The organism is Gimesia chilikensis, assembly GCF_007744075.1.
Lineage (GTDB): Bacteria > Planctomycetota > Planctomycetia > Planctomycetales > Planctomycetaceae > Gimesia > Gimesia chilikensis_A.
This window is the reverse complement of sequence record NZ_CP036266.1, coordinates 5,785,091-5,811,766: the sequence shown is the minus strand read 5'-3', so window position 1 is coordinate 5,811,766 and position 26,676 is coordinate 5,785,091. Positions and strand designations below refer to the sequence as shown.

General features: G+C 52.9%; 23 protein-coding genes. 19 read left to right on the top strand and 4 right to left on the bottom strand.

What is annotated here, in order from left to right; all coding sequences use genetic code 11:
- Positions 1–52: 52 nt before the first annotated feature.
- The 8 genes from HG66A1_RS32140 (at position 53) to HG66A1_RS21945 (ending at position 6,056) form a co-directional block, all read left to right on the top strand.
- Entirely contained in the window at positions 53–229 is a 177-nt protein-coding gene (locus HG66A1_RS32140; protein ID WP_197996742.1) for a hypothetical protein, read from the top strand.
- A gap of 8 nt (positions 230–237) precedes the next feature.
- Positions 238–750 carry a hypothetical protein gene (locus tag HG66A1_RS21975; protein WP_145189049.1) on the top strand — a complete coding sequence of 171 codons (513 nt, stop codon included), beginning with the start codon at positions 238–240 and terminating at the stop codon, positions 748–750.
- A gap of 332 nt (positions 751–1,082) precedes the next feature.
- Entirely contained in the window at positions 1,083–1,496 is a 414-nt protein-coding gene (locus HG66A1_RS21970; protein ID WP_145189047.1) for a hypothetical protein, read from the top strand.
- On the top strand, positions 1,489–2,130 hold the full coding sequence (locus HG66A1_RS21965) for a CDP-alcohol phosphatidyltransferase family protein (protein ID WP_145042448.1): 642 nt from the start codon (positions 1,489–1,491) through the stop codon (positions 2,128–2,130). Before HG66A1_RS21970 ends, HG66A1_RS21965 begins: the two co-directional genes overlap by 8 nt.
- Positions 2,131–2,132: 2 nt before the next feature.
- Positions 2,133–3,065: a phosphatidate cytidylyltransferase gene (locus tag HG66A1_RS21960; protein WP_145189044.1), complete on the top strand. Its 933-nt coding sequence runs from the start codon at positions 2,133–2,135 to the stop codon at positions 3,063–3,065.
- 19 nt (positions 3,066–3,084) lie between these two features.
- Positions 3,085–3,744 carry a lysophospholipid acyltransferase family protein gene (locus HG66A1_RS21955; protein WP_145189041.1) on the top strand — a complete coding sequence of 220 codons (660 nt, stop codon included), beginning with the start codon at positions 3,085–3,087 and terminating at the stop codon, positions 3,742–3,744.
- A 135-nt stretch (positions 3,745–3,879) separates the two neighbouring features.
- Positions 3,880–4,380, top strand: coding sequence for a hypothetical protein (locus tag HG66A1_RS21950; RefSeq protein WP_145189039.1), 501 nt, complete (start codon positions 3,880–3,882; stop codon positions 4,378–4,380).
- A gap of 98 nt (positions 4,381–4,478) precedes the next feature.
- The gene (locus tag HG66A1_RS21945; protein WP_145189036.1) at positions 4,479–6,056 is read left to right on the top strand and encodes an arylsulfatase; all 1,578 of its coding nucleotides are present in this window, start codon (positions 4,479–4,481) and stop codon (positions 6,054–6,056) included.
- Positions 6,057–6,069: 13 nt separating this feature from the next.
- Here HG66A1_RS21945 and HG66A1_RS21940 read toward each other — a convergent pair whose 3' ends face one another.
- The gene (locus HG66A1_RS21940; RefSeq protein WP_145189033.1) at positions 6,070–7,716 is read right to left on the bottom strand and encodes a hypothetical protein; all 1,647 of its coding nucleotides are present in this window, start codon (positions 7,714–7,716) and stop codon (positions 6,070–6,072) included.
- Between the two features lie 153 nt (positions 7,717–7,869).
- On the bottom strand, positions 7,870–8,838 hold the full coding sequence (locus HG66A1_RS21935) for a C-terminal binding protein (protein ID WP_145189030.1): 969 nt from the start codon (positions 8,836–8,838) through the stop codon (positions 7,870–7,872).
- Between the two features lie 345 nt (positions 8,839–9,183).
- Here HG66A1_RS21935 and HG66A1_RS21930 point away from each other — a divergent pair, with 345 nt between their 5' ends.
- The 9 genes from HG66A1_RS21930 to HG66A1_RS21890 all read left to right on the top strand — a co-directional run bounded on the left by HG66A1_RS21930 (position 9,184) and on the right by HG66A1_RS21890 (position 21,873).
- Entirely contained in the window at positions 9,184–9,675 is a 492-nt protein-coding gene (locus HG66A1_RS21930) for a hypothetical protein (RefSeq protein WP_145189027.1), read from the top strand.
- A gap of 147 nt (positions 9,676–9,822) precedes the next feature.
- Entirely contained in the window at positions 9,823–11,298 is a 1,476-nt protein-coding gene (locus tag HG66A1_RS21925) for an efflux RND transporter periplasmic adaptor subunit (protein WP_145189024.1), read from the top strand.
- 68 nt (positions 11,299–11,366) lie between these two features.
- Positions 11,367–14,600, top strand: coding sequence for an efflux RND transporter permease subunit (locus HG66A1_RS21920; protein ID WP_145189021.1), 3,234 nt, complete (start codon positions 11,367–11,369; stop codon positions 14,598–14,600).
- A gap of 70 nt (positions 14,601–14,670) precedes the next feature.
- Complete coding sequence (locus tag HG66A1_RS21915; protein WP_145189018.1) at positions 14,671–15,228, top strand: hypothetical protein; 558 nt, start codon at positions 14,671–14,673, stop codon at positions 15,226–15,228.
- 237 nt (positions 15,229–15,465) lie between these two features.
- Entirely contained in the window at positions 15,466–16,785 is a 1,320-nt protein-coding gene (locus HG66A1_RS21910; RefSeq protein ID WP_145189016.1) for a tetratricopeptide repeat protein, read from the top strand.
- A gap of 38 nt (positions 16,786–16,823) precedes the next feature.
- A complete protein-coding gene (locus tag HG66A1_RS21905) occupies positions 16,824–18,524 on the top strand; it encodes a CRTAC1 family protein (RefSeq protein WP_145189013.1) in 1,701 nt (566 codons plus the stop codon).
- 194 nt (positions 18,525–18,718) lie between these two features.
- Positions 18,719–19,717: a DUF1559 domain-containing protein gene (locus tag HG66A1_RS21900; RefSeq protein ID WP_145189010.1), complete on the top strand. Its 999-nt coding sequence runs from the start codon at positions 18,719–18,721 to the stop codon at positions 19,715–19,717.
- Positions 19,718–19,882: 165 nt separating this feature from the next.
- Positions 19,883–20,206 (top strand): hypothetical protein, encoded by a 324-nt coding sequence (locus HG66A1_RS21895; RefSeq protein ID WP_145189007.1) that lies wholly within the window; start codon positions 19,883–19,885, stop codon positions 20,204–20,206.
- 239 nt (positions 20,207–20,445) lie between these two features.
- Positions 20,446–21,873 carry a DUF1501 domain-containing protein gene (locus HG66A1_RS21890; RefSeq protein WP_145189004.1) on the top strand — a complete coding sequence of 476 codons (1,428 nt, stop codon included), beginning with the start codon at positions 20,446–20,448 and terminating at the stop codon, positions 21,871–21,873.
- A 108-nt stretch (positions 21,874–21,981) separates the two neighbouring features.
- Here the strand turns inward: HG66A1_RS21890 and HG66A1_RS21885 are convergent, their stop codons facing one another.
- On the bottom strand, positions 21,982–23,274 hold the full coding sequence (locus HG66A1_RS21885) for a PQQ-binding-like beta-propeller repeat protein (protein ID WP_145189001.1): 1,293 nt from the start codon (positions 23,272–23,274) through the stop codon (positions 21,982–21,984).
- Positions 23,275–23,335: 61 nt separating this feature from the next.
- Positions 23,336–24,331, bottom strand: a complete 996-nt coding sequence (locus HG66A1_RS21880) for an NAD(P)H-dependent glycerol-3-phosphate dehydrogenase (protein WP_187781921.1) — start codon at positions 24,329–24,331, stop codon at positions 23,336–23,338.
- A gap of 385 nt (positions 24,332–24,716) precedes the next feature.
- On the opposite strand from HG66A1_RS21880, the gene HG66A1_RS21875 reads away from it, so the two are divergent.
- Positions 24,717–24,956 (top strand): hypothetical protein, encoded by a 240-nt coding sequence (locus HG66A1_RS21875; RefSeq protein WP_145188998.1) that lies wholly within the window; start codon positions 24,717–24,719, stop codon positions 24,954–24,956.
- Positions 24,957–25,512: 556 nt separating this feature from the next.
- A complete protein-coding gene (locus tag HG66A1_RS21870; RefSeq protein ID WP_145188995.1) occupies positions 25,513–26,586 on the top strand; it encodes a hypothetical protein in 1,074 nt (357 codons plus the stop codon).
- The last annotated feature ends 90 nt before the right edge of the window (positions 26,587–26,676 follow it).

Sequence of the window (26,676 nt, the reverse complement as noted above, 5' to 3'; positions counted from 1 at the left end):
GGTCAGGTATCAGCTCAATCAGTGAGTCTCAATTAATTCGAAAGAGTAATCTATGCCGTTTCTTGATACATATAGTAGTTTTCTGGGGTTCCTGGGGTTCTGCCTGGCCTGTGGTGCAATCAACGAAGCGAAAGGCCTGAAGCAGAAACTGGAAGCTCAAGACCTGCGGATTGCGGAACTGGAACAACTGGTGGGGGCACAGTCAGAACAGGAAAGCCAACTGGAATGAGGGCAACCATGCTTAATGAATCCATTCCACGATCAGACATGGAGCAGATCTCCACTGAAGGCATAACGTTTCTGATCAGAAGGTGGGTACCGCTGACGCCGCTCATCTTTGTCATTGTTTTCGTCGGTGTGAACTCGAAGCATGTCGGGGGCTGGAATTGGGAAACCGTCGGGCAGTTTGTGACACCATTAGTTTTCGGACTCTGTTTATCATTTTTGATCCGGTATCTGGTCTCCGATTTTGCAGACGTAGTCTGCGTCAATAACAGTCACATTCGGTTTGAAAAGGATGGTCAGACTGAAACAATGCCGCTAAGTAACATCGAAGAGTTACGAAGCTGTGCGTATTTCCCTCTCTTGTATCCGTTCAGCCAGAAGCCCTATCGCATCAGACTCCGATTCCAGGAGCCGATTGGTATGGGCAAGTCGATCCAGTTCTTTTTGCGCGGACCCGGTCTGCATTCAAAAACACCGCGGGAAGAACTCGAACGTTTGCTCAACCGGATTCAATCGGTCCAATAAACTTTAAGTCACCAAAGTATCTTTGAATCAGCATGATCCCCGGCTGGCATTCTCTTATGTGACTTATGTTCATGTGGTTGGCGTACTTCCTCGAGGTTCCCGGTCGTCAGACAATGGATTTCCACGGAATAGAAAAAATCTTTCAAAAAGGCCGTGGTAAAGGGGAGAGAATATCGCCCTGTACTTAGGCAGAGGCAGTAAAACTGCGGGAATTCGTCTGTAGCGGAGCTTGCCTAACCGCTTGCCAGCCGACACTATGGTTTCATCCGGACGTCAAGGTAGGGCTGTCCGGCAGAGAATAAACGCTTCATTGATAAATATGGTTTGCTTTCATGACACAGAATATTCGCACATCAAAACTGTTTAACCTGATCTCGGCTGGTCTGGCATTTCTGCTCTGGGGAAGCTGGGCCTATGTGATGAACTCCGGGGAGTCCGCACAGCAGGGAGTGGTTGCAGCCCTCACCCAGGGAACCGCCAGTTTTATGATCACACTGTTCATGGTGCAGGCGGTGACTCACCTGTTTCATCGCTTTGATCGACCGCTGGTCAAAGTTGTGGTGCCGGCGTTGATTGTGATCTGCTTCACCGGCTTCTGCCTGGTCAATGTACACACCCTGATGGGAACCCCGCGGATCATCGCCACGATCTTACCGGCCCTGATGGTCGCGTTTTCGTTCTGTATGTTTACATCCTGGAGATTACTCCGCATTCATCAGCAGCAGGGGACGACCCAATATGAATGACACCGGCACCAGACGACCGCTCAAGGTTCGCGAAGTGAAATTCGTTGTCGCGTTCGCGCGTTACCTGAGCGGTAAGCAGATCACCCCCAACCAGATTTCCGTGATCAGCATTCTGTTCGCGGCTCTGGCGGCAGCCGGTTTTATCTGCTTTGCATTGTATGCACACTGGTGGCTGTTAATTCTGGCGGGATTGATGATCCAGTGCCGACTGCTGTGTAACCTCTTCGATGGGATGGTCGCCGTTGAGGGGGGCAAGAAAACGAATTCGGGCGAACTGTTCAACGATATTCCGGACCGGATCGCTGACCCGCTGATCCTGGTTTCAGCCGGTTATGCCGTGCATATGGTCGCCTACGGTGCCGAACTGGGTTGGTGTGCGGGGTTACTGGCTGTGATGACGGCCTACATCCGCACGCTGAGTGCCAGCATCGGGGCGCCCGTCGACTTCAAAGGCCCCATGGCCAAGCAGCATCGCATGGCTGTGCTGACGATCGCCTGTGTGTTGACCGCAATCGAAACGCTGGTCTGGCACTCTGATTACTGCTTATTGATCGCTTTGATCGTGATCATCCTGGGAGCGGTTGTGACGTGCATCCGCCGCGCCGTTTCTGCCTATCGATTTCTGGAGGCCTGATCATGTGGGAGATCCCTCCGCATTCTCTGTATGCAATGCTGGTCGTCTTCGGTCTGCTGGTCACGGCTACAACCTGTCGACTGACTCTCAAGCGACTCAAGCCGGAAAAGGACTATACCGAACTGCGTCAGCGGATTCAGTCCTGGTGGTGGATGATCGGCATTCTGTTTCTCTGCCTGATTGTGAGTCGCACGACGGCCATCATCCTCTTTGCCTTTATCAGCTTCCTGGCACTCAAAGAGTTCTTTTCGATCGTCCCTACAAGGCAGGCGGATCGGCGTGTGCTGTTCTGGGCCTACCTGTCGATTCCCGTGCAATACTACCTGGTCAGCATCGGCTGGTATGGTCTGTTTATCATCTTTATTCCAGTCTACCTGTTCCTGTTTCTTCCGATGCGGATGGTGCTGATTGGAGAGACGCGCGGCTTCATTCATTCTGCAGGCATCATTCACTGGGCCGTCATGCTGACTGTCTTCTGTCTGAGTCACATCGCCTACCTGCTGATGCTGCCGGTAAAGAACGCTGAAGCCGGCGGCATGGGGCTGGTGATCTTCCTGTTATTCATGACCCAGTTCAATGACGTGTGCCAGTTTATCTGGGGCAAACTGCTGGGACGCCACAAGATTATTCCCAAAGTCAGTCCGAATAAGACCTGGGAAGGGTTCATCGGAGGATTACTGACCATTGCACTGGTTTCCGGTTTTCTGGGACCGTTTCTGACACCGTTGAATTTCCGCTTCAGTCTGCTGGCAGGCCTGCTGATCAGCGTCTCGGGATTTATCGGCGACGTCGTGATCTCATCGATCAAACGTGACCTGGAGATCAAAGACAGCGGTTCGCTGATTCCCGGGCACGGCGGTATCCTGGACCGCTGCGACAGCCTGATTTTCACATCGCCACTGTTTTTTCATTACCTCTATTACATGAGTTTCTGAGCTGTGGAGTGACAGAACTATGGAGCGGGTACTCAAAATCCTGTTTTTTGCGCTCATCGTCAGACCGATCGTGATTATCATTCTCGGACTGAACTTGCGAGGTAAACAGAACCTGCCTGTCGAGGGTCCGTCGATCGTCGTCGCCAATCATAACAGTCACCTTGATGCCCTGGTGCTGATGAGCCTGTATCCCCTGTCGCGTCTGCATAAGGTGCGTCCCGTAGCGGCCGCCGATTATTTCCTGAAGAATCGCTATCTCTCCTGGTTTTCCAAAAACTGTCTGGGCATCATTCCCATTCAGCGGACCGGACGCATGCGCAAGAGCGAACTGTTCGCGGGCTGTCACGAGGCACTGGATCGGGGCGAGATTCTGATCCTGTTCCCGGAAGGCAGTCGCGGTAATCCCGAAGAATTGAGTGAAATCAAACGAGGCGTCTATCACATCGTGCATGATCGCTCCGATACGAGACTGACCCCCGTAATGATGCACGGACTGGGCCGGGCACTGCCACGGGGTGAAGCGCTGCTGGTCCCCTTTAACTGCGATGTGATCATTGGAGAAACCATTCCCGATGCAGAGACCGGCGAACAACTGGTCGAGTCGATCAAAGCCTCCTTCCTGGACCTGCAGCAGTATTGCATTACATGTCGACAGACAGGTGATTATTCGCCTTCATGACTTACTGACAGTCCGACTTTTCTCTGATTTGCCATAAACAATGCCAGTCTCTGGCGAGCCTGAGTATTCAGTTTCTTGTCCTGATAAGATACGTTGAAATGAAATCTTGCCAGTGAACTTACCGGGAGACAAGAAATGGGGTCGAATTGCTGTTTAGTAAATCCTGCTAAAGAAGAGTATTTCGAGCCAGGTTACTTATTGGGTGCCAATTTTTTTCGGGGCTTTTTAGGAGATACTTACACAGGGATAGTTCTGAAGCATCTTATCTCAGATTTGGACGGTACTTTAGATATGACAGGACGCTGGGTTGGGGATCCTGTCATTCTGGCGAGTAGTGATAGTAAGACAATGCTATATGATCAAGCTGTGACATCATTCAGTAATATCAGTTATCTGGCAATGGTGGATCTCTGTGGTTCAGAAAAGATCCTCGATCAAATGGTTACTTCGGCTCAAGTGAGCGGACATTTTTTGGTGCATTTCGTAAACGCATTCTCACTTGTGGATCCTCTGCGATTTCATGCATCGATCGAGGACCGACTGGACGAGAACTGGCAGATGCGTTACCTGGAGACAATTACACAAATGAGTTGGCTAGTCAAAGGAATAGACTGGCATCGCATGGCTAGAAAGTGAATTCAAGAAAAATATGCCGATAGACTCACATCAGATTGAGACAGCGTTTATAGTAGAAATCAGTAACCATCCGAAGTTTCCCAAAGGTAAAGTTCAATATGATTTCTCTAGCTTTGCGTGTCTTTTGTTGTCTTGTGGTCTGTATTTCGTGTTTTGAATCCGCCAGGTCTGCAGAACCTGACAAGTCAAAGCAGCGGCCCAACATCATTCTGATCATGTGTGATGACATGGGCTGGTCGGACCTCGGTTGTTACGGCGGTGAAGTACAGACACCCAACCTGGATCGGATGGCCCGGGAAGGTCTGCGGTTCACCCAGTTCTACAATAACGCGGTCTGCTGGACCACGCGGGCTTCACTGGTGACCGGGCTCTATCCCCGTTATCCCCGACCTCATCTGACAATGAATATGGTGACACTCGGTGAAGTGCTCAAGCAGGCCGGTTATCAGACGGCCCTCAGCGGCAAGTGGCACCTGGGACGTACCGAGACCACGCACCCCGTTTATCGTGGGTTCGAAGACTATTACGGTCTGCTGGATGGCTGCTGCAATTTCTTTGATCCTTATTACCGTGATCCCAAATACAAGTGGGGCAGTTCCGGGGGCGGATACCGCTTCTTCGCAAAAAACACCACGCGGATCACCGAGTTCCCCGATGACTTTTACACGACCGATGCCTTTACCGATCACGCGATCGAACAGATCAAAGGCTACGCGAAAACAGACCAGCCTTTCTTTCTGCATCTCTGTTACACCGCGCCTCACTATCCGTTGCACGCGAAGCCGAAAGACATCGCGAAGTACAAAGGCCGTTATGCCGCAGGCTGGGAAGCGCTGCGGGAAGAACGCTATCAACGACAATTGAAAATGGGGCTCGTCGATCCTCAGTGGAAGCTGCCCGAACGGGATCCGGAGTCCGCTGACTGGGAAAAGGACAAGTACCCCCGCGACTGGCAGCAGCGACGCATGGAAGTCTATGCGGCGATGATTGACTGCATGGACCAGAATATCGGCCGCCTGATGCAGACACTCAAACAGACCGGCGTGGATGAGAATACGATTGTGATGTTCCTGTCGGACAATGGTCCTGATGCCAGCGAGCCGGGAGGTGCGAATCCCCAGCAGGAACCCGGTCCCAAAGAATACTACACGACCTGCGGACCCAGTTGGGCGTTCCCGCAGAACACACCGTTCCGTCGTTTTAAAACCTGGATGCATGAAGGGGGCATTTCGACTCCGCTGATTGTCCGCTGGCCCGGACATGTGGCTCCCGCCAGTCTGACCCGCCAGCCGGCACATATTATCGATGTGATGCCGACCTGCATCGAACTCGCGGAGACAACGTACCCGGAAACCTATGCAGGTCATAAGATTATCCCGGTGGAAGGGAAGAGCATGCTGCCGATTTTCCAGGGAGAGACGCGCCAGCCGCACGAGTCCCTGTTCTGGGAACTGCGCAACAATCAGGCGGTCCGACAGGGGAAATGGAAACTGGTGGCGGATCGAACCATCAATCGCTGGGAGCTGTACGATCTGGAACAGGATCGCACCGAGACCAATAATCTGGCGTCCCACTATCCGGAACGGGTCGCACAGATGAAAGCCGCCTGGCAGGAGTGGGCAGAGATGACCGGTGTGGCGAACCAGAAGCATCAACGAGGCAAGCAGATTCCGTAATAGGGCGGACTGGTTAATTCAAAAAGCCGAGCCAGCGTTTCTTCTGATCGTCGTTGAGCTGCTTTTCCTCGGGAACCGCTTCGTCTTCGCCGCGTTCGAGGTTCAGACCAAGCTGTTTTTCCTTTTTGCGAATCTGTTCTTCGCGGTTTTGCAGCATCAGTTCGGTACGGGAGAGACGTGCTCGTTCGATTGAGATCTCGACTTCGGCCAGTCCCAGGTTGTGTTCCAGATCGTGCTGCAGTGTCTGCAGATGTTTCACGAGCTCTTCAGGAGCATTGTTGATCGCTTCCCAGTTGACTGGAATTACAGCGGTTTCGGCTTCTCTCAGACGCTTGATCAACAGCCCGATGTATTGATCCCGTTCCCGAATGGCTGCGGTCAGATCTTCGTGTGAAGCCTGGTCATAGTCAATTTCAGCGGGGGCATCCGGCAAGGGAGGCTTGTAGCTGGCCAGGGTACGACCTGTGCCACCGGAGAGCAGGGCACTGTTCTGTTCAACGGGCTCTGGTTGAGGCACTGGAGGTGCAGGAGCATGTGCTTTTTTCTCCGGCAGATCACTGGAGACATCGACTCCCTGACCTGAGAGCAGCTTCTGCTTCATGGCTTCCCAGCCACTCACATTCGGATCCGCAGCTGGCTCACTGCAGGCCTCGGGGGCTTCTTCTGGCTCAGACTCCTGTTGTTCCACTTCGCTTTCCAGCGGACTTTCTTCTACCGCAGGAATACTGGGTGCGGAGAGGTAATCCACCAGGGTAGACGGTTTCGCAGCGACGGGACCTTTTTCGAACCCGTCTTCGACCATCTTTTTGAGTTCGGCGATCTGCATTTCAATGCGGGCCAGGGAAGACTCGGTCTCCGCGCCCTGCATCTGTTCCATGAAGGCTTGCAGATCCTGTGCAATTTTCTGCTGTTCTTCGATCACTTCACGGGGAATGCCCCCGGAGACCGTCATGCCCCGGTCTGCACCGCTACGGTGCCGACGATCGAGCTGTTCGGCGACCTGTTCCAGTCGCTCGGTGAGCATGACCACGAGCTGGTCTTTTTCCTGCAGCTCAGTTTCGAGTGTCTGGACCTTTTGTTTTTCTGACGCAGAGAGTTCCTGGTACGCGCGGCGGCTCTGTTCGAGTTCGGCCTCGACCTCGGAGAGTCGCCCGCTCAGGTCGGTGACGAGTTGTGATTTTTCTGCGAGCTCCACTTCCAGTTCTGCCAGACGGGGGCTCTCTGTTTCCGCGGGGTGTTGCTGGTTGTTCTGGCACCGCTCCAGTTCAGTGGCGACTTCGGTCAAGCGTTCCTTGAGCGTTTCCACCAGTTCCGCTTCTTCCCGCAGGCAGGCTTCCAGCTCTTTGATTCTTCTGTTGTCGACCTTGGCCAGATCCTGTCTGCTGTGCTGGCTCTTTTCCAGTTCCTCGGCGACTTCGGTGAGTCGTTCGGTCAACGTTTCGACGAGCTGCTCTTTTCCCAGCAGTTCTGCTTCCAGGGCACGGATCTGCTCACGTTCGGAGAAACTGACTTTCGCTTCCCCTGAGCTTTGAGGGCGTTCCGGCCGGGCGGGTTGAGGCGCAACATCTCCCTCGGGAACCGAAGTCGCTTCGCGGAGCGCGGGCGATTCGATTCGCTGATCAGCGTGATCGGATTGAGGAGAATTGTTATCGGGGGCCATCCATACCTGCCTGAATCTGTGAAGCCTTTCGTAAAGCTTTTGGTCTAAAGTTAAATACAGCTATATTTAACCTAGCTTATTGAAAGTCCGACAAGATGACATTCAGGGATTCAATGATGCAGATTTTCGACATCTATTTGCGGATGGTACCGGTTATGCAAGTGCTTCCGGGTTTACAACATTCGTCGTCTCTTTACCGACGAGAAGCTCTGCTATCTGGCGGGCCGCCTGTGCTCGAAGTTCGTCCAGTGATTCGCTGGAAATGAAAGCCGCATGGGGAGTTGCGATCACCCGTTCATGCTGAAAGAATGGATCGGTCAGGTCGGGTGGTTCCGGATCAAACACGTCCAGAGCAGCACCGGCAATGCTCTGATTCTGAATCGCCGACTTGAGCGCGTCGAATTCAATCAACGCACCGCGCGACGTATTAATAATCAGTGAAGTGGACTTCATTTTCTCGAATGCAGTCGCATCAAACTGGTGCTCGGTGGCTTCCGTCAGCGGGGCGTGAATTGAGATCACATCGCTTTCAGCCAGTAGCTCCTCAAAATCGACCATTTTCGTACCAGTGCCATAATCGTTACCGGACGAATTCGTCGCGATCACCTGCATGCCAAACGCACGGGCCCGTTCTGCAACCGCCTGTCCGGTCAATCCAAAACCAAACAGTCCCATGGTCAGCGTACTTACCCGGCGGGGCATTGGGGCAGCGGAGAGATCATAGACCCCCTGTTTGGTCTGCTGATGGAAATAGGCCACATTCCGCAGACTGGCCAGCATGAGGGCAATCGCATGGTCGGCGACTTCCGGGATGCAGTAATCCGGCACATTGGTGACCGGGATCTTCTGTGACGTCGCATATTCCACGTCGATATTATCGAGACCAATTCCCAGGCGAGCGATGGTTTTACAGTCGGGAGCTGCTTCAATGACGGGCCGGGTGACCTGGGCCCAGCAGGTCGCGATCGCATCGACGCCGGTCGCATGTTCGATCAGGGTCTGTTCATCCGCGCCGGGAGGGGCCTCAATAACTTCGGCTTCCACGCGGGCTAATTCTCGTTTTTCGACCTCACAATCGGGCCAGGCACGGTCCGTAATTAATACGCGATATTTCGCAGACACAATTCACTCCTTTAGTGAGTTCCTGCTTGAACTCGACTTAGCATTTGAAAGATTCATCTGACTGGCGCACTTTCCAGTCTAGCTGGCGGAGACCAATAAGGGAACTGATGATTATCATTTCAGAGAGAGTCGGTTTGATCACAGTGTGATCCATTCTGCAACAGATTTTGTCAGCGAGGCATTTTTTCAACATTCTGATAAAGCACCACTCATAAACCACTTAGAGAAATTCATTGTAGAAGGGGCTCTCTGGGAGTCAAATTTGCATTCTAAAGGAGAGAGCTTGACACATTCCCGTTTTAGTGACATGATTCCAGCAGAGTGATACTCCTCTCAGGAACGATTATGATTTTACGTATGACTGTCATCTTGATGCTGTTTTCCATGCTGACCCACACATTGCTGGGTTGTGGCTGGCATCATGCGCATGACGCTCATGCAGGTCATACTAACTCCTGTCAGCCCCTGGGCTTGTGCGGACACGAAGCTGAGCAGGAACACTCAAAAGCCGAACACGCTCACCATGATCACGAAAGCGGGTGTGCTCATCATGATGCGCATGCAGAGCACACTGCAGCTGCGGAACATCAGGACGAACATCCGATGCATCAGCATTCCGACCCTTGCCATGAAGGGCGTTGTTCTTATCTGACGGCAGCGACTGTCAAAGTCGATGATGAATCGTCGCAGCTGGTCAGCCTGCTTCCCATCTGGGAACTGATCTGTTCCACACAGGAACGTCAGTATGTGAATCAGATGCGTGAGTTACCCCCGGCCTTTCTTTTTGCCGCGCCGGGCGTACGCGCCCAGGCCCAGACAACTGTCTGGTTGATTTAACCACTCCGCAGTACCTCTTGTCGCTCCGGCCTCTGCTCTGACACGGATTGTTCAAACTGTCAGCGGACCTTCAAATGAGACCGGTTCTATTCGACTTCCCTTGCGCTTATCACGACAGCCGATGCGCTGTCATCGTCGAGGACTGTGATGAATCAATCAAAACTCAAACAGAACTGGATCTGGATTTTATTTTTCCTGATCCTGATCCCCGTTGGCCTGCTGGCCTGGAAGACTCAGCAACAATGGCTGCCTGCCGTGAATGACATGGCGGAAAACGGAAAATCAAAAACTGAAACAGACGAACATGGATCGGAAGAGGATCATCATGACCACGATCACGCGGGACATGAAGAATCGACCTCTCTGGAACTGACTTCCCAGGCACGCAAGAATATCGGTCTGACAGAGGAGAAAGTCATTCCCGTGAAACTGCAGGCGTTCACACGCACACTGACCATTCCTGCGATTGTCGTGGAAGTACCCGGTAAGACCCGCGTGAAAGTCGTGGCACCGATGACCGGAATTATCACCAACGTGAATGTGATTGCAGGTGAAGCGGTGCAGCCAGGTCGGGAACTCTTCAAGATCCGCCTGACCCATGAAGACCTGGTGCAGGCCCAGGCTGACTTCCTGAAGACGCTGGGTGAACTCGATGTCGAAGACAAGGAAATCGCCCGGATCAAGGAAATTACGGATAAGGGTGTTATCGCCGGTAAGGTCCTGCTGGAACGCGAGTATGCCAAAGAAAAACTGGAAGCAATTCTGAAAGCCCAACGAGAGGCACTGCTGCTGCACGGTTTCTCTGAAGGTCAGGTCGACCAGATTCGTGATAACCGTCGGTTGATTAAAGAACATCAGGTGTATGCCCCTCAGCTGCACGGTCAGTCGGGAGAAGTCCAACTGCCTAACATGGCAATTCAACGTATCTCAGCACCCGCACCCGGTTCGCAGGGAACGGTCAATGCCCGCCACAAATCCATCTTCATCGTGCAGTCGTTGAATATCAGCAAAGGGGACTTCGTCCAGGCAGGTGATACGCTGTGTGTCCTGGCTGATTACAGTGACCTGTATCTCAAAGGACAGGCATTTGAACAGGAAGCCGATGAATTAACGCGCTGCCTGGAAAATGGCTGGTCTGTCGAAGCGATTCAGGAAATCAATAATAAAAACAAAGAGCTGATTAAAAACCTGCAGATCGATTACCTGGACAACCAGATCGAAACCGATGCACGCATCTTTTCGGTCTTTGTCGATCTGCCGAATAAGGTCGAGCATGAAAACGTACGCTCGGACGGAGAACGCTTTATAACGTGGCGTTTCAAGCCGGGACAGAGGATGCAGTTGCGGATTCCAGTGGAAACCTGGAAGAAGCAGATTGTCGTCCCCGTGGAAGCAATCGCGACCGAAGGGGCAGAGAGTTTCGTTTTTCAGGAGAACGGCGATCACTTTGATCGGCGTCCAGTGCATGTCCTGTATAAGGATCAGCTCTGGGCCGTCATTCAAAACGATGGTGCGATTTTCCCCGGAGACAAAATTGCACTCACGGGAGCACATCAGATGCAGATGGCTTTGAAAAACAAAGCCGGTGGTGCGGTCGATCCCCACGCGGGACACAACCACTGATCGTCTTATAGACCAGTCTGAAGCTCTAGTGCATCCCTTGAATGTGACTCCCGGTACGGAAGAATCCAATGCTCAATGCAATTATACGTTTTTCACTGAAACAGCGGCACCTGACGCTGGCCTTCTCCCTGTTCCTGATCGGATTCGGAACATGGCAGGCACTGAATATGGCCATCGATGTGTTTCCCAACCTCAACCGCCCGCGAGTGGTGGTGATGACGGAAGCACCAGGCATGGCGCCCGAAGAAGTCGAATCATTGATTACCTTTCCCCTGGAAACCACCCTCAACGGTGCTACCGGTGTGCAGGCCGTGAGAAGTTCCTCCGGCGTGGGGATTTCCGTGATCTATGTCGAATTCGAATGGGGCACCGATATCTACAACGACCGGCAGGTTGTCAACGAACGTTTGCAACTGGTCACCGATCGTCTGCCCGAAGGCATCAAGCCTCAACTGGCGCCGATCTCCTCCATCATGGGGCAGATCATGATGCTCGGGATGTGGAGTGAAGACGATGAAACTTCCCCCCTGGAAGTCCGGACCCTGGCGGACTGGGTGGTTCGTCAGCGGCTGTTGACCATTCCCGGTGTCTCCCAGGTATTTACGATGGGGGGCGGACGCAAGCAGTTCCAGGTCCTCGTCAATCCGGAAGCCCTGATCAAATACGGGATCACACTGCACGAGGTGCGGGAGGCCTGCCAGCAGAGTAACCTGAATACGACCGGGGGCTACCTGGACGAACAGGGGCCCAACGAATTTCTGGTACGGGCACTGGGCCGGATCCAGTCGCTGGACGATCTGAAGAAAGTCGTCGTGACCCGCCAGGAAGGACGCCCGATTGTGCTCTCCCAGGTGGCCCGGGTAACCGAAGGTGCCCAGGTGAAACGGGGGGACAGTTCCGCATTCATCAAGCAGGAAGATGGCACCTTTGCCGGCGGACCGGCGGTGGTGCTGACCGTCAATAAACAACCCAATGCCGACACGCGACGGGTGACTAACGATGTGCTCAAGGCACTGGAAGAACTCAAGCCTTCGCTTCCCAAAGACATTCGGATTCAGCCGGAACTCTACTCGCAGAAATCATTCATCGACCGTTCCATTGAGAATGTGATCGAAGCCCTGCGGGACGGGGGCATTCTGGTGGTGATTATTCTGTTTCTGTTCCTGATGAACTTCCGCACGACGTTTATTACCCTCACTGCGATTCCCTTATCGATTGCGATCACGGCGATTATTTTCGCGGTCTTCGGATTATCAATTAATACGATGACGCTGGGAGGCCTGGCGGTGGCCATCGGTGAACTCGTGGATGACGCGATCGTGGATGTGGAGAATATTTTCCGCCGCTTACAGGAGAATCGCTATCGCGAGAATCCCAAGCCGACATTGCTGGTCGTCTTTCAGGCCAGTTGTGAAATCCGGAATTCCATTGTCTTTGGAACCGTGATTGTTGTGCTGGTGTTCTTGCCTCTGTTTGCATTGTCCGGGATGGAAGGTCGTCTGTTTACACCCCTGGGTGTGGCCTATATCGTGTCGATCCTGTCATCACTGCTGGTTTCTCTGACGCTGACTCCCGTGTTGTCTTACTGGCTGCTCGGTAAGAAATTCGGTTCGCCCGTTCAGAAATCGGATAAAGAAAACGCAAGTGAGCACACTCACAAAGATGGACCACTGCTTCGTCTCCTGAAATGGGGCGCTGGAATGGTCATCGGTTTCAGTATCCGTTTTGCGAAACCTCTGCTGATGCTGGGGATTATCAGTGTGCTGATCGCAGGGCTGTTCCTGATACAGCTCGAACAGGATTTCCTGCCCCCCTTTAACGAAGGGGTCGCGCAATTGAATGTGGTTCTACCTCCTGGAACCTCTCTGAAGAAATCGAATGAAATCGCCAGTACGGTGATGGATCAGTTAAAGAAAATCAAAGGTGTGGCTGCCTTTTCCCGTCGCACCGGCCGGGCGGAACTCGACGAACATGCCGAAGGGGTGAACGTCTCGGAATACATTATCTCGTTTGATCCTGAATCAGGACGGGGACGCGAAGCGGTACTGGAAGAGATCCGGCATTCGATGGAGTCGATTCCCGGAATTGTGATCTCCGTAGAACAACCGCTGGCGCACCTGATCTCCCATATGATTTCCGGCGTGAAAGCCCAGGTCGGAATTAAAATATATGGCGAGGATCTGACCATTCTACGGACGACAGCGCAAAAACTGGGAGCCGCTATGCGTTCGGTACCTGGTGTGACTGACGTACTGGTTGAGCCACAGGTGGAGATCCCGCAACTGCAGATCAAACTCAACCGGGATAAATTGAAACTGTATGGACTGACGCCCGCGTATGTGAATGAATATGTTCAGACCGCCATGAACGGCATGGTGGTTTCCCAGGTATTGCAGGGGCAACGGACCTTTGATCTGTTGATTCGGATGGACGAACAGTACCGCGAAGATCGGGAGACGTTAAAACGGCTTTCGATCAATTTGCCTGACGGCGGTACAACGCCCCTGTCCTCGGTCGCAGAGATTACAGAATCGTCCGGGCCCAATACGATCAACAGGGAAAAGGTTCAGAAGCGGATCATCGTACAATGTAACGTGTCCGGTCGTGGCCTGGTCGACGTCGTACAGGACATTCAGGCGAAACAGAAGCCGATTATTCAGAAACTCCCCGCAGGCTATTTTGTGGAATACAGCGGGCAGTTTGAGAATCAGCAGACAGCTTCCCGACTGATTTCAATCCTGTTTGTGGTTTCGATGCTGGGCGTCTTCCTGGTGCTGTTTACGATGTTCCATTCCGTTAATTTCTCACTGCAGGTTATGGCGGCACTGCCGATGGCCTTCATCGGTTCGGTGATCGCACTGGTCATTACGGGACAGACTCTGACCATCGCAGCCATGGTTGGTTTTATCTCTTTGGGGGGGATTGCCTCCCGGAACGGAATTCTGCTGCTCAACCATTATCTGCATCTGGTGAAATACGAAGGCGAAAGCTGGACACGCGAAATGATAATTCGAGCAGGTCAGGAACGCCTGGCACCCGTGTTGATGACGGCGTTAACCTCGGGCATCGGCCTGGTTCCCCTGGCGATGGCGCAGGGAGAAGCGGGTAAGGAAATTCTGTACCCGGTCGCGACGGTGATCATCGGAGGGCTGCTCAGTAGTACGATTCTGGAGTTTTTCATCCGTCCTGCTCTGTTCTGGAGTTTTGGACGCGAGGCGGGAGCACGGATTGTCGAACGGGGAACGGAAGATATTCCTCTGCTGGAAGAAAGCGAAGAACAGGCGGCTTCGACCGCACATTAAAAACAGAATGAATAACGATAGACAAAACTGACAATTGTAACTTAATCAATTAAATGAAAAGGATTGTAAAATGAAAATTCGCAAAGCGAACTGGCTGACGGTATTGTGCTGTGTACTCGGACTGGCCCTGGTGGGATGTCAGAATCAAAGTGATCAGAACACCAAGACCTTCGACGAAACGGCGCATGAAGATAAAGAGATGGACGATCACGATCATGGGCACGAACATCCTTCCGAAGGCCCGCATCATGGCTCGTTGATCGAACTCGGAAAAGAAGCCTATCATGGCGAACTGGTTCACGACGAAAAGAGTGGTGCGATCACGGTCTATATTCTGGATGGTGCCGCGAAAAAGAATGTTCCGATTAAAGCGGAAAGCATTCTCGTGAACGTCAAGCATGACGGCAAAGGGTCGCAGTTCACACTGACCGCTGCACCTGAAGAATCCGATCCCCAGGGGGAATCGTCACGGTTTGTACTGAAAGAGAAGGCCCTGGGAGATCTGCTGCACGAGAAAGATACCACGGCTCGTCTGGTTCTTGAGATCGACGGCAAATCGTACACGGGAGAAATCTCTGCTCACGATCATGACCACGACCACGAACATGGCGAGAAACACGCCCACTGATCGAATTCGTTTAAACTGAACAGGTGACGCCGCGTTGGTAAACTGACGCGGCGTTTTTTATTACCTCAATTCGAGAGAGAAGTATTTATCTTCTGTGCTTGAAACAGGTTCGACAACGATTCAGGAATGCTGCTATAATCGAATCAGAGTCAATCTGTGTGAGAGACTTCTTGCTTTCAGGAAGTCATTCACTTAATCCAGGTATTCCAGCGATGCGCATCTCACTGGCGAATATTCATGGCAGCTCCAGAGGTCCAATCTGAAATCAGCGAGCCCTCCGTCTCCCGCAGACGGGTGGTTAAGGTTCTGGCTGCATTGATTGTGCTGACAGTGATCGGAGTGTTCTGGGGAAAGACTGCCTGGATTAATTTTTGTCAGTGGCAGGCGGAGAGCCAGCTGGCAGACCGTCACGCAGAAGCTGCCTTACAGTGGATTACCCGCGCTTATGAAGCGGATACTCAAAATCCAGAGACCCTGTTGATCATGGCGCGTGTCCATCGCCGTTCCAGTCAGATTGAGTCTGCGGTGAAAGACTTGACGAAACTGTATCAGTTAACCGGCAATACGGAAGATCTGCAACGGGAGCAGTGGCTGGTTGAAGCCCAGGTTGGTGATCTGCAAAACCTGGAACAGCATCTGGCAGACATGTTGATTGATCCACGGGGAAGGGCCCCCGATATTTGTGAGACGTTTGTCAACAGCTGCGTGCTCAATTATCGTTTTCATGATGCCAAACGGGTTCTCGAAGTCTGGCAGGCCGATTTTCCCGAAGATCCTCTTCCGCATTATTATCGCGGACGGATTCTGGAACATGAAGGGGACTGGAATCAGGCCGTTACCGAATTTGAATCGGCATTGAAACTGGATCCGGAACATATTCCTTCCGCTTACAATCTGGCCCGAATCAGACTGACGCAAAATCAGGTGGAAGCGGCGCTGGATAACTACCGTAGCATCACAGAACTTCAGCCGGATCACGCGGCAGCACTTGTCGGTACTGCGATCTGCTTACGGATGCAGCAGGAAGTAGATGAGGCACGCGAAATGCTGGCAAAAGCACAGGCGATATCAGAAGCCCGGATGCAGAAAGATTTTCAGCGCGTCGGCGATCCCGCTTACGAAGCCCAGAGTGCCATTCCTCGGGAACAGGGACAGCTTGAGCTGGCTGCAGGGAATTACGAACAGGCTCTGGCTCATCTGCAGGAAGCACTTGAGCGTAATCCTAAAGATCGCAAAGCCCGGCTGGCCCTGGCGAACGCCCTGCGTGGTCAGGGGAAGCTGGAAGAGGCACAGGATCAACTCAAAATTGTCGAAGAGACCCAGCAGGCGGTGAAACGGCTGGATGAATGCTTCTATCAGCTGCAACAGGATCTCGAGAATGCAGAACTGCGTGCGGAGATCGGCACGATTTTTTTAGAATACATTTCAGAAGATCAGGGTATCGTCTGGCTTAAAAACGCCCTCTATTACGATCCAGAAAATCAGTTGGCGAAACAGACTCTGACTGACTACTACGACAAACAGCAAACCCCGCCTGATTCGTCTGCCACTCAATAAATTTCCCGTTAGATTTATCCTCTATCCAGCATTATCAGTTGTCTTTACGAGGTGTTCCCATTCAGCAGCTTCGTTTGTTCATTGTTCCGCTCTGCCTGCTTCTGAGTAGTTGTACTTCAGAGCAAACGGTCGAGACAGTATCCACCGAGCAGGAATCTTCTGCGCCTGTTGCATCGTCAATTTGCTTTGAAGAAATCACAGATCAGACGGGCGTCGACTTTAAGTACCGCAACGATGAAGAATCCGGGAACCTGTCGATTCTGGAATCTATCGGAGGCGGAGTTGCCCTCTGGGACTATGATCTGGATGGCCGTCTCGATCTGTTCTTTCCGGGAGGGGGAACACTTTTCAAAGATCAGCCGCCGCAAGGGTTGCCTTCCGTGCTCTACCGACAGCTTGCAGACGGGACGTATCAGAACCAGACCACTCCTGCCGGTATTGGTGCCAGCCCGTATTACTCACATGGCTGTACGGTCGCAGATTTCGACAATGATGGTTTTCCGGATCTGGTTGTGACCGGATACGGCGGAATCTTGTGCTGGCATAATCTCGGAGATGGAACATTTGAGGAAGTATCGCAAGAGTCAGGCTTAATCGATCCCCACTGGAGTTCCTCTGCAGGTTGGGGAGATCTCAATGGTGATGGGGCCGTTGATTTGTACGTGGCGCATTACGTCGACTGGTCAATTGAAAATCATCCCTCGTGCGCGTCATCCTCCGGAACGCGCGATGTCTGTCCTCCGCGACGGTTTAACGGGGTGGACGATATTGTGTTCTACAGCAACGGTGACGGCACGTTCCGCGATGCCAGTCGGGAAGCGGCGCTGGTACCCAAAGGCAAAGGGCTGGGAGTGATCCTGGGGGATGTCGATCTCGATCAGGATACCGACATTTATGTTGGCAACGATACCACCGATAACTTCCTCTATCTCAATGACGGAGAGGGAAAACTTGAGGAGTCGGCATTGAGCCGGGGCGTGGCCGTAGATGATCAGGCGGTCGCGAATGGGAGTATGGGCGTCGATCTGGGAGATTACAACGGCGACGGAAAACCCGATCTCTGGGTGGCGAACTATGAGTCGGAAGCATTTGCGCTGTATAAAAACATCGGGGCAGGGCAGTTCCTGTATGCCAGCCGGGAAACGGGTGTGAATTCAATTGGAAATCTGTTTGTCGGATTCGGTACCCGGTTCGGTGATTTTGATTCCGACGGTGATGAAGACATCGTGGTTTCCAACGGCCACGCCATCCATTTTCCCCAGCATGCTACCGTGCGCCAGTTACCTCTGTTGCTAGAGAATCAACAGGCAAAATTTCATAGCTTATCGTTTCCGAAATCAGCCTATCTGGGACAACAACACTATGGTCGCGGGTTGGCCACCGGTGACCTCGACAACGATGGTGATCTCGATGTGGTGTTTGCTAATTGCAATGAACGAGCCGCGATACTGAAAAACTGCTCTGAATCGAAAGGAAGTTGGGTTCAAATTCGTTTGATCGGCACTAAAACCAATCGAAATGCGATTGGAACGACAGTCGTCTTTCATACGACACAGGGAGAGATATTCCGGTATGTGACAGGGGGAGGAAGTTATCTCTCTCAAAGTGCTTACACGGTGCATGCAGGACTCCCTGAGGGAGCGGAGTTACAGGGTGTCACAGTCTACTGGCCATCGGGCAAGGTAGACGAAGTGCAAAGTATCACCTCCTTAAATCAAATGTACAATTTGATAGAGTAGTTAAGTATCTATTCGTCAATTGATGTCTCAAACCAGTGAAAACGGTTTGATATAAACTCATTTTTACTGCTATGATAGAGATGTGCTCGAATTGGTGAAGTAAATGCAGTAGTGGGGCCGAGTTTTGAAGAAGAGTTCCATCATCTGCGAGTTATCATTTTATTATCTTTTGGTGAATAAAGAGGGAGAGTATTATGAAGCGCTTAGCGTGGCGTCGAGGTTTTACACTCATTGAGTTGCTGGTGGTGATTGCCATTATTGCAATTCTGATTGCACTGCTGCTACCCGCAGTACAGCAGGCACGTGAAGCAGCCCGCCGATCTACATGTAAGAACAACCTGAAGCAGCTCGGGTTGGCCATGCACAATTACCATGATGCTCATGGTATGTTTCCGATTGCAAATGCACCTTCCGTTCGCGATTCCTGTACGGGTGGGTGTGCCTGGCGTGCGATGAGTGCTCAGGCACTGATGCTGCCTTACATGGACCAGGCTAATATCTATAACCAAATCAACTGGAGCCTCCGCTACGATGAAGCTCCTAACACTACAGTGCAGAACACACGGATTCCTGCCTTCCTGTGTCCTTCAGACCTCAAGTGGGCTGGTGGCGATCCAGGGAACAACTACTGTGTGAGTGCCGGTCCTTCCAAGTGGTGGCGTGTTGGTGTCGCACATCAGGTTGGTGTGTTTAACTTCAGCAAGCCAACTCGCATCAGCGATATTCTGGATGGTACATCCAACACGATCGCTGCCGGCGAACGTACCGTGGGTGACAACAACAGTGGAAAATTTGATCTGCACACAGACCTCGTTCGTGCGCAGGCGTTTCCCAGTGGCTTTGCTGATTCTTATGCCACCAAAGCGGCACTGGATGCTTACGGGACCCAGGCTCTGACCGGGACCAGCAACACTCACAGTCACGTTAACCGTGAATGGATGAATGGCGTTGGGGGACAGACTGTCTTCAATACGCTGAACCCACCAAACTCGCCGAATCCGGATGCCCACCCCTGTAGTGGTTGTGGCTGGTACGATTCAGCCGGAGTCTGGTCGGCTCGCAGTCGCCACACCGGTGGCGCGCATGTGCTGCTGGCCGATGGTTCCGTCCGCTTTGCCAGCAATAACATTGACATCAACGTCTGGCAACATCTCGGTTCCGCCATCGGTGGCGAGACAATTGGTGAATGGTAAGCCCATTCAACTGAGTTGATGAGTTACTACAAGAGAGCGATTCTCACCCTGTCGAGTTTCGCTCTCTTTTCATTTCCTGACCGCTCTTCTGCTCCGCATGCCTGCTTGGAAGAGCACTCTGATAGACATCACATTTCGAATTGATACGCGCTAAAGGAATCGATCATGAAAACGCTTTCTGTCCTGTTAATTTTACTGGCTGTGATCTGTACCGGCTGTGGAGGAGGGGGCGGCGGAGATGCAGAGAACGCTGCGACCGAGAGGAACAATGTCACCTCCACCGATGACATGAAAGCTTCACTGGAGTCCATTGCCCAGTCCGGAGAAATGGGAAGTGCAGCCATGGGCTTCCGGGAAACACTGGAAGAGTTGAAAAAAACGGATTCTGCCAAGGCAGATCAACTGCTTTCCGACCTGGAAAAACTGGAAGCGGCCTCCTCGCCGGCTGCAACCAAAAAAATCGCGAAAGGAATGGCGGATAAGCTCTAGAAGCATTGTCCCCTCAAGAAACGCCGCGTCAGATTGCTGACGCGGCTTATTTTTTCCCTCATAACAACTTCTGAATCGGGGGACTTTGTCCTGTTTTAGAAACCGCGTTTCAACAGCCGATATCTGAATAGTTAGACATTTCGGGAGGGGCCGTGGTATACTACTCATAACAGATCTCTGATTTGAGGGGTGTGCTCCACCTCACAAGTAGATCAGACTCCATTTTAATGGTATCGGGAATGAAGCAGAAATCGTCGCTAAATCAGGCCGAAACAGGTTCACGACGTGAGTTTCTCAAGCTGGGGCTGGGAGGCCTGTCGTTACCGGCACTCTACCAGTTACAGGCGGCTCAGGCAGCCAGTGCAGCAGCACCAGCCGGTAATAAAGAACGAACTGCCATCATTCTGGTCTGGTGCCGCGGTGGTGTGAGTCATCTGGATACATTCGATCCCAAGCCGGAAGCCCCCTCCGATTATCGTGGTCCCTATTCGCCGATCGCGACAAAAACCGAAGGCCTGTATCTGAGCGAACTGCTCCCCCGTTGTGCACAAATCTCCGACAAATTCACCGTGCTGCGGTCTATTACCCATACAGGCGGCGGTCATCCCGCTGGGTCATTGCAGGTTCTGGGAGGCGATCCCGATCGCGTCGATAAACGCAAACCCAAGCTGCCCGACTGGATGTCGGTCGCCAACTTTCTCCGCCGGGATCCGAATAAAGTACTGCCCAACTATGTGGGCGTGAATGCGATAACAAACTACGACAGCTTCCAGATTGCCGGCCCCACCTACCTGGGACCTGGAGCCGGCCCGTTCCAGATTCAAGGGGATCCCAGCAAACCTGAATTCAAGGTTCCCAACATTGGTCTGTCAGATGCCCAGCAGTCCGAACGACTGGCGAAGCGAATCAGTCTGCGACAACAGTTTGACCAGCTGCGTCGAGACCTCGACCTGGAAGGAGCCATGCAGGCCATGGATCAGTTCGAAGCCCAGGCAACGAACCTGCTGACCAGCAAACAGGCGGCCCAGGCATTCGATCTGACACAGGAACCTCAACACATTCGTGACCGATACGGAATGCATCAATGGGGACAACAGTGTCTGATGGCCCGTCGCCTGGTGGAAGCGGGTGTGGAAATTATCACAACCGAGCTTTCCGGGCCTCTGTGCGGACGCGTTTCCAACTGGGACGACCATGCGGTCAATCACCACGTGTTCGATGCAATTAAATACCGGGCACCATTCTTCGACCAGGCTGTAACCGCTCTGATTGAAGACATCTATGCTCGTGGACTCGATAAACGGGTACTCGTAATTGTCGGCGGAGAATTCGGACGAACCCCGCGCATCTCCTACTCGAAAAGTACCGGGGGCGGCATCGGCAGCGGCAGTGCCGGCACGACACAACCCGGTCGCGATCACTGGCCCAACGCGAATTCGATGCTCTTTGCCGGCGGAAACATTCAGACTGGCCAGATCATTGGTGCCACAGATGCCAAAGGGGAAGGACCAATTGCCCGCGCCGTCGGACCTCACGATTTCCTGGCGACCATCTATTCACACCTCGGTATTGATTATGCAAATACCTTCCTGCCCGATTTCTCCGGTCGTCCTACGCCGATCGTCATGCATGGCCAGGCGATTCCGGAACTGGCGGGGCGTGCCTGATCTCAGGTAACTCGCGGTGACGCGGCAGCGGTAATGCGCAGACCAAAAGAAAACAGCCCTCCAGGCGGATCACGCCGGGAGGGCTGTTTTGCGTACTGCTGAAAAGATTTATTTACCTTTGATGGCGTACAGCTTATCGAATGAACGCAGGTAAATGATTCCGTCACTGATGGCGGGAGTTGAATAGAAAGTGCCGGGCAACTGGTTCTCGGCAATCACCTCTCCCGTCTTAGCATCGATGACCGTGCACAATCCTTCAATGCTCAGGAAGTAGACCTTGTTGTCTCCACCAACCAGAGCCGAGAAGTACTGACCGTTCACCCGCTTTTTCCAGACGGGTTCCCCATCGCTGAGGTTCAGGCAGGTCGCCACACCATTCTGGCTGACCATATAAAGTTTGTCATTCATGATCAGGGGCGTGGATGCATCGGGGGTAGCTGTATCAAACTTCCAGATCAGGCCCGACTTGCTGATGTCGCCGGTGCCACCCTGCTTGAAGGCTTTGATGTAACCCAATCCGCCTCCACCGGGGTTCCCGGAAGTAGCGATGATCATCTCTTTGTTCGCAACCGGTGCCGCGATGATTCGGCCGAAGGGGCTCGGAATATCCAGGCCGCCGGCAATCCACAGTTGTTTGCCCGTCGCGGGATCATAGGCATTCACATGATCGGAACCGGAAACCAGCAGTTCCGTCTGATCACCTCGCTGAAAAATGGTCGGTGTCGAGTAAGCGTCTGCACCGTCTTTCTCTGCAGGAAGTTTGCGGTTGGCTTTCCAGACCTCTTTCCCGGTTTCTTTATCGAAAGCAACGACATACGAGGGGCCTTTGGTCATGCAGGTGACGATCAGCAGGTTGTTCCACAGGCGGGGAGTGGAACCCATGCCGAAAGTGATGTCGTATGCACCGTAGTCTTTGACCATATCCTTCTGCCAGACGATTCCCCCGGAAGCGGCATCGACGCAGACCAGCAACCCGGAACCAAAGAATGCCCAGATGTTTTCTTCATCAGACATCGGGGTTGGTGTCGCGGCATTGTGACGATGTTCCCAGAGATTGCGGGGACCCGGTGCAGCGAGTTCCCCGGTGCCGACTTTGACTTTCAGCAGCTGCTGACCGGTCTTTCGGTCGAAGGAGAGAATCCAGAGACCGTTATCGGGAGTTTTGGTTGTCAGGTCGACCCGTTTCGCTGTGATCGCCGGAGAAGAGTTCGCACGACCGGGGAGATCGACAGACCAGAGCAGACCCTCCTGAGCCGACCACTTTGTGGGAAGATTCGTTTCGGAAGAGACCCCGCTGCCATCGGCTCCACGAAACTGAGGCCAGGTCTCTGCGTGAGTCTCTGCGGTCGATAAAAACAAACCGCAGCAGACGGTAAGAAACAACAAAGGTGTGAATCGCATCAAACAAACTCCAAAAGGGGGTGAAGGTATTAGCGCGCTACCTGGAATGTCAGGTGGTTAATTATTCCTCACGTGGGGGGCGTGTCATCAGGGTCTGGGTGGCGTCTTCGGGTGACTTGCCTTCAAACAGCACCCGATAGATCTCGGTAGTGATGGGCATTTCCAGCCCTCTCTGTTCTGCCAGATTATAAACGCTGCGAGTCGTGTTGACACCCTCCGCGACCGCTTCCATGCTGCTGAGAATCTCTTGCAGCGTCTCGCCGCGGCCGAGCCGTTCTCCCAGACTCCGGTTGCGTCCAAAGGGACTCATGCAGGTTGTGATCAGGTCGCCAACACCAGCCAGACCTGAAAACGTGGACGGTTCGGCACCAAAAGAGGCTCCGAACAGGGTCATTTCTACCAGTCCGCGTGTCATAATGGCCGACTTGGCGTTGTCGCCATATTTGCCCCCATCGCAGATTCCGGCTGCAATCGCGATTACATTTTTGAGTGCCCCGGCCAGTTCGACACCGATGATGTCCAGATTCGTATAGACTCGGAAGCGGTCTGTACTGAAGAGCTGCTGAGTCTCCCGGGCGAGATCAAGTTCCCCGCTGGCAGCCACGACACTGGCCGGCAGACGACGGGCGATTTCTTCCGCATGGCTGGGGCCTCCCAGTGCCACGACGGGCCGCGGTCCCAGCACGTCAGTAATGATTTCGCTGGGACGATAGAAAGTCTCTCTCTCGATCCCCTTGATCACACTGACGACCGGCGTTTCCCCTTTGAGGTGCGGTTTCAGGGTGGTCAGCGCCTGTCTGACAAATTCGGTGGGAATCGCAATGACCAGAAAATCGGCATCTTTCACCGCTGCATCGACGTCTGAGGTCACATGCACCGCGTCAGGCAGCTTCACTCCCGGCAGCAGTCTGCGGTTTTCCCGATGGACGTTGATATCTTCAGCGACTTCCGGCTTACGGACCCACATGGAGACCGCTGTCTCCGGGCTTTCTGTGAGCAATGATGCACAGGCGGTCGCCATCCCGCCTCCACCCAGAATTGCCACTTTGGTTGTCATAACTTGGTTGTCTTTCATTAGTGAGTGTGAAAAATCGGGAATCGGTTCTTCTGCAGGCAACGCCTCCTGTTGTCTGCTGCATGACAGGCAGAATACCTACGACCCGGATACCTGTAATATAACGAGAAATGCTGCATAAGCCAAAGAAGGCGGCAGAAACCGCCGATCCAGTTTATGACAGGAATATTTCGGGCCGAGATTGACTCCCCAGCATCCTGCATAACTCGATTGTGCTGCATTTCTCCCACGATCCCTCTGATCGGAACAGCAGGCATCTTCCGCAGCAAATCACAGAATTAACCGTTGCAGATCACAGTATTTCGCAGCTTACCGGGAAATCCATACTAGGTTTTACCTGGTAAGTTTTAAAATGAGGAGCAATCTTATGAACCAGGTTACCGAGCAACAGGCTGTCACTTTTCAGGATCGTCGTCAGAATCGTGGGGAACAGCGTCCCGATGGTGGCGTCGAACGTCGGCAGTTCAGCAATTCCTACAACTCTGAAAATGAAGACGTAAACGAACTGGCTCAGGCTATCGACCAGTACAAACTGCGTCACCGTCGTCGGTTTATCACCTTCGAAGAACTGCACTCCGTCGTGACCGGCCTGGGTTACCACAAGTAAATCCGGAAAACACCGTTGCTCCGGGGATTCGACTGGATCTGCTAAGTCGTCCCTGTCATTCGAACCGCCAGTCAGTATCCCGCGTGATATCTGGCTGGCCGGTATGCGAAGCGCTTCCTTTTGGCTCGCTGGCTTCACGCATGTTCTCCAAACCAAAAACTGCGTCGATGCTGCTTAATTCCATGAGCCCCAGCAGTTTTCGCTGAAAACGGCCCTTTCTTCCATTCCAAAAAAGTCTCAAAATTTGAGGAAAAATTTATTTTTTTCCTCAAGTATGCTGCTGCGAGTCTGCAGATTGATGTTGACCTGATTCGACGATTCTGGAAAACTCCCCCCACTGTACCACCCCCGAGTCATTAGAGCTGTGCAACACAGTGTGGCCGGCTCTCCCTTCAGAAAAAGAGCATTTCTGCTCGAAACCTGAATTACCTTCAAATTCACAGGTCGAACATTGAAAACTACACTTCTTTGTCTAGCCATTGTTTTCACAGCGGGTCTGAATGCTCAGGCCACTGAACTGACCACCATTTATAGACCAGCGTCGGATTTCGATGATGTGATTCGTGCGCAAAGTCCGACTCCCACCTACGAGGAATCGATTCCCTACGGAACAACTCCGCCACCAGGGGGAGGCTATCCACCAGCAGGTGGAGGCTATACCGTACCGGACGGACAACCCTTCGATCCGAATATGGGAGCCGGAAACCTCTACGGCGCACCGTCTCCCGGACCGGGATACGATCCGTTCCTGACACCTGGCGCGGGAGGTATTGTCGATCCCTATGCAGGTTCGCCGATGCCCGGTTATACAACCGGATTGAATGGCCCTCAGCCGTTTCGTTTTGGCTGGAGTTCCAGTTTAACCTTTGGTCTGATTCCCAAGGTTCGCACTTACGCGCAACCCGGCGGTGCAGATGGTGGTAATTTTGGTGTCTTCGAGACTGATGTCGACCTGAAATATTCAACTCCCCTGCGGAGTGGCTGGATCTTTTCTGCAGCTCCCGAATTTGATTATCGGGGTTGGAATGGTCCTCAGTTTATCTCACTGCCTGGTGCCGGCTATCGCTTTGGAAGTGACCTGGCATTATCGACGCCGGCCAACGGTCTCTGGAGTGTTCAACTCGGTTTCACGCCCGCCCTGGCTTCCGACTTCGGCAAAAGCCTGAGCTCGCATGCCTGGCAGTTTGATGCCCGTGTCGTGCTGTTCTATCGTCCTTCTCAAACCTGGATGTTTGCCGTCGGTGCCGCTTACTGGGACCGGTTGGGTGATTACATTATTCCTTATGCAGGTGTTGTCTGGACCCCGAATGATCTCTGGGAAATCCGGGCAATGTTCCCCAAATCACGCGTCAGTCGCTTCCTGGGTAACGTCGGCGACAAGAGCGTCTGGCTGTATGGAACCTTCGAATACGATATCGAGTCGTTCGAGGTCGAACGAACCGGTATCGCCAACCGCGACCAGGTGGAATTCCAGGATTATGCTCTGATGCTCGGTTTGCGAGGCGAAGGCGCCTGCATGTCGATGTTCCTCGAGGCTGGTGGTGTATTCCGTCGTCGTGCTTACTTCGGGTCCGGTGGTGGATTTGATACCAAAGACGGCTTCATGGCCCGCTTCGGCTTCCAGTTCTAATTCAGATCTGTGCCTCAGCGAACAACAGGCTGTGATGGAATTAAAATGAAACGCGGAGCGGTTTGGCTGATGTCTTTCCGCTCTTTTTTT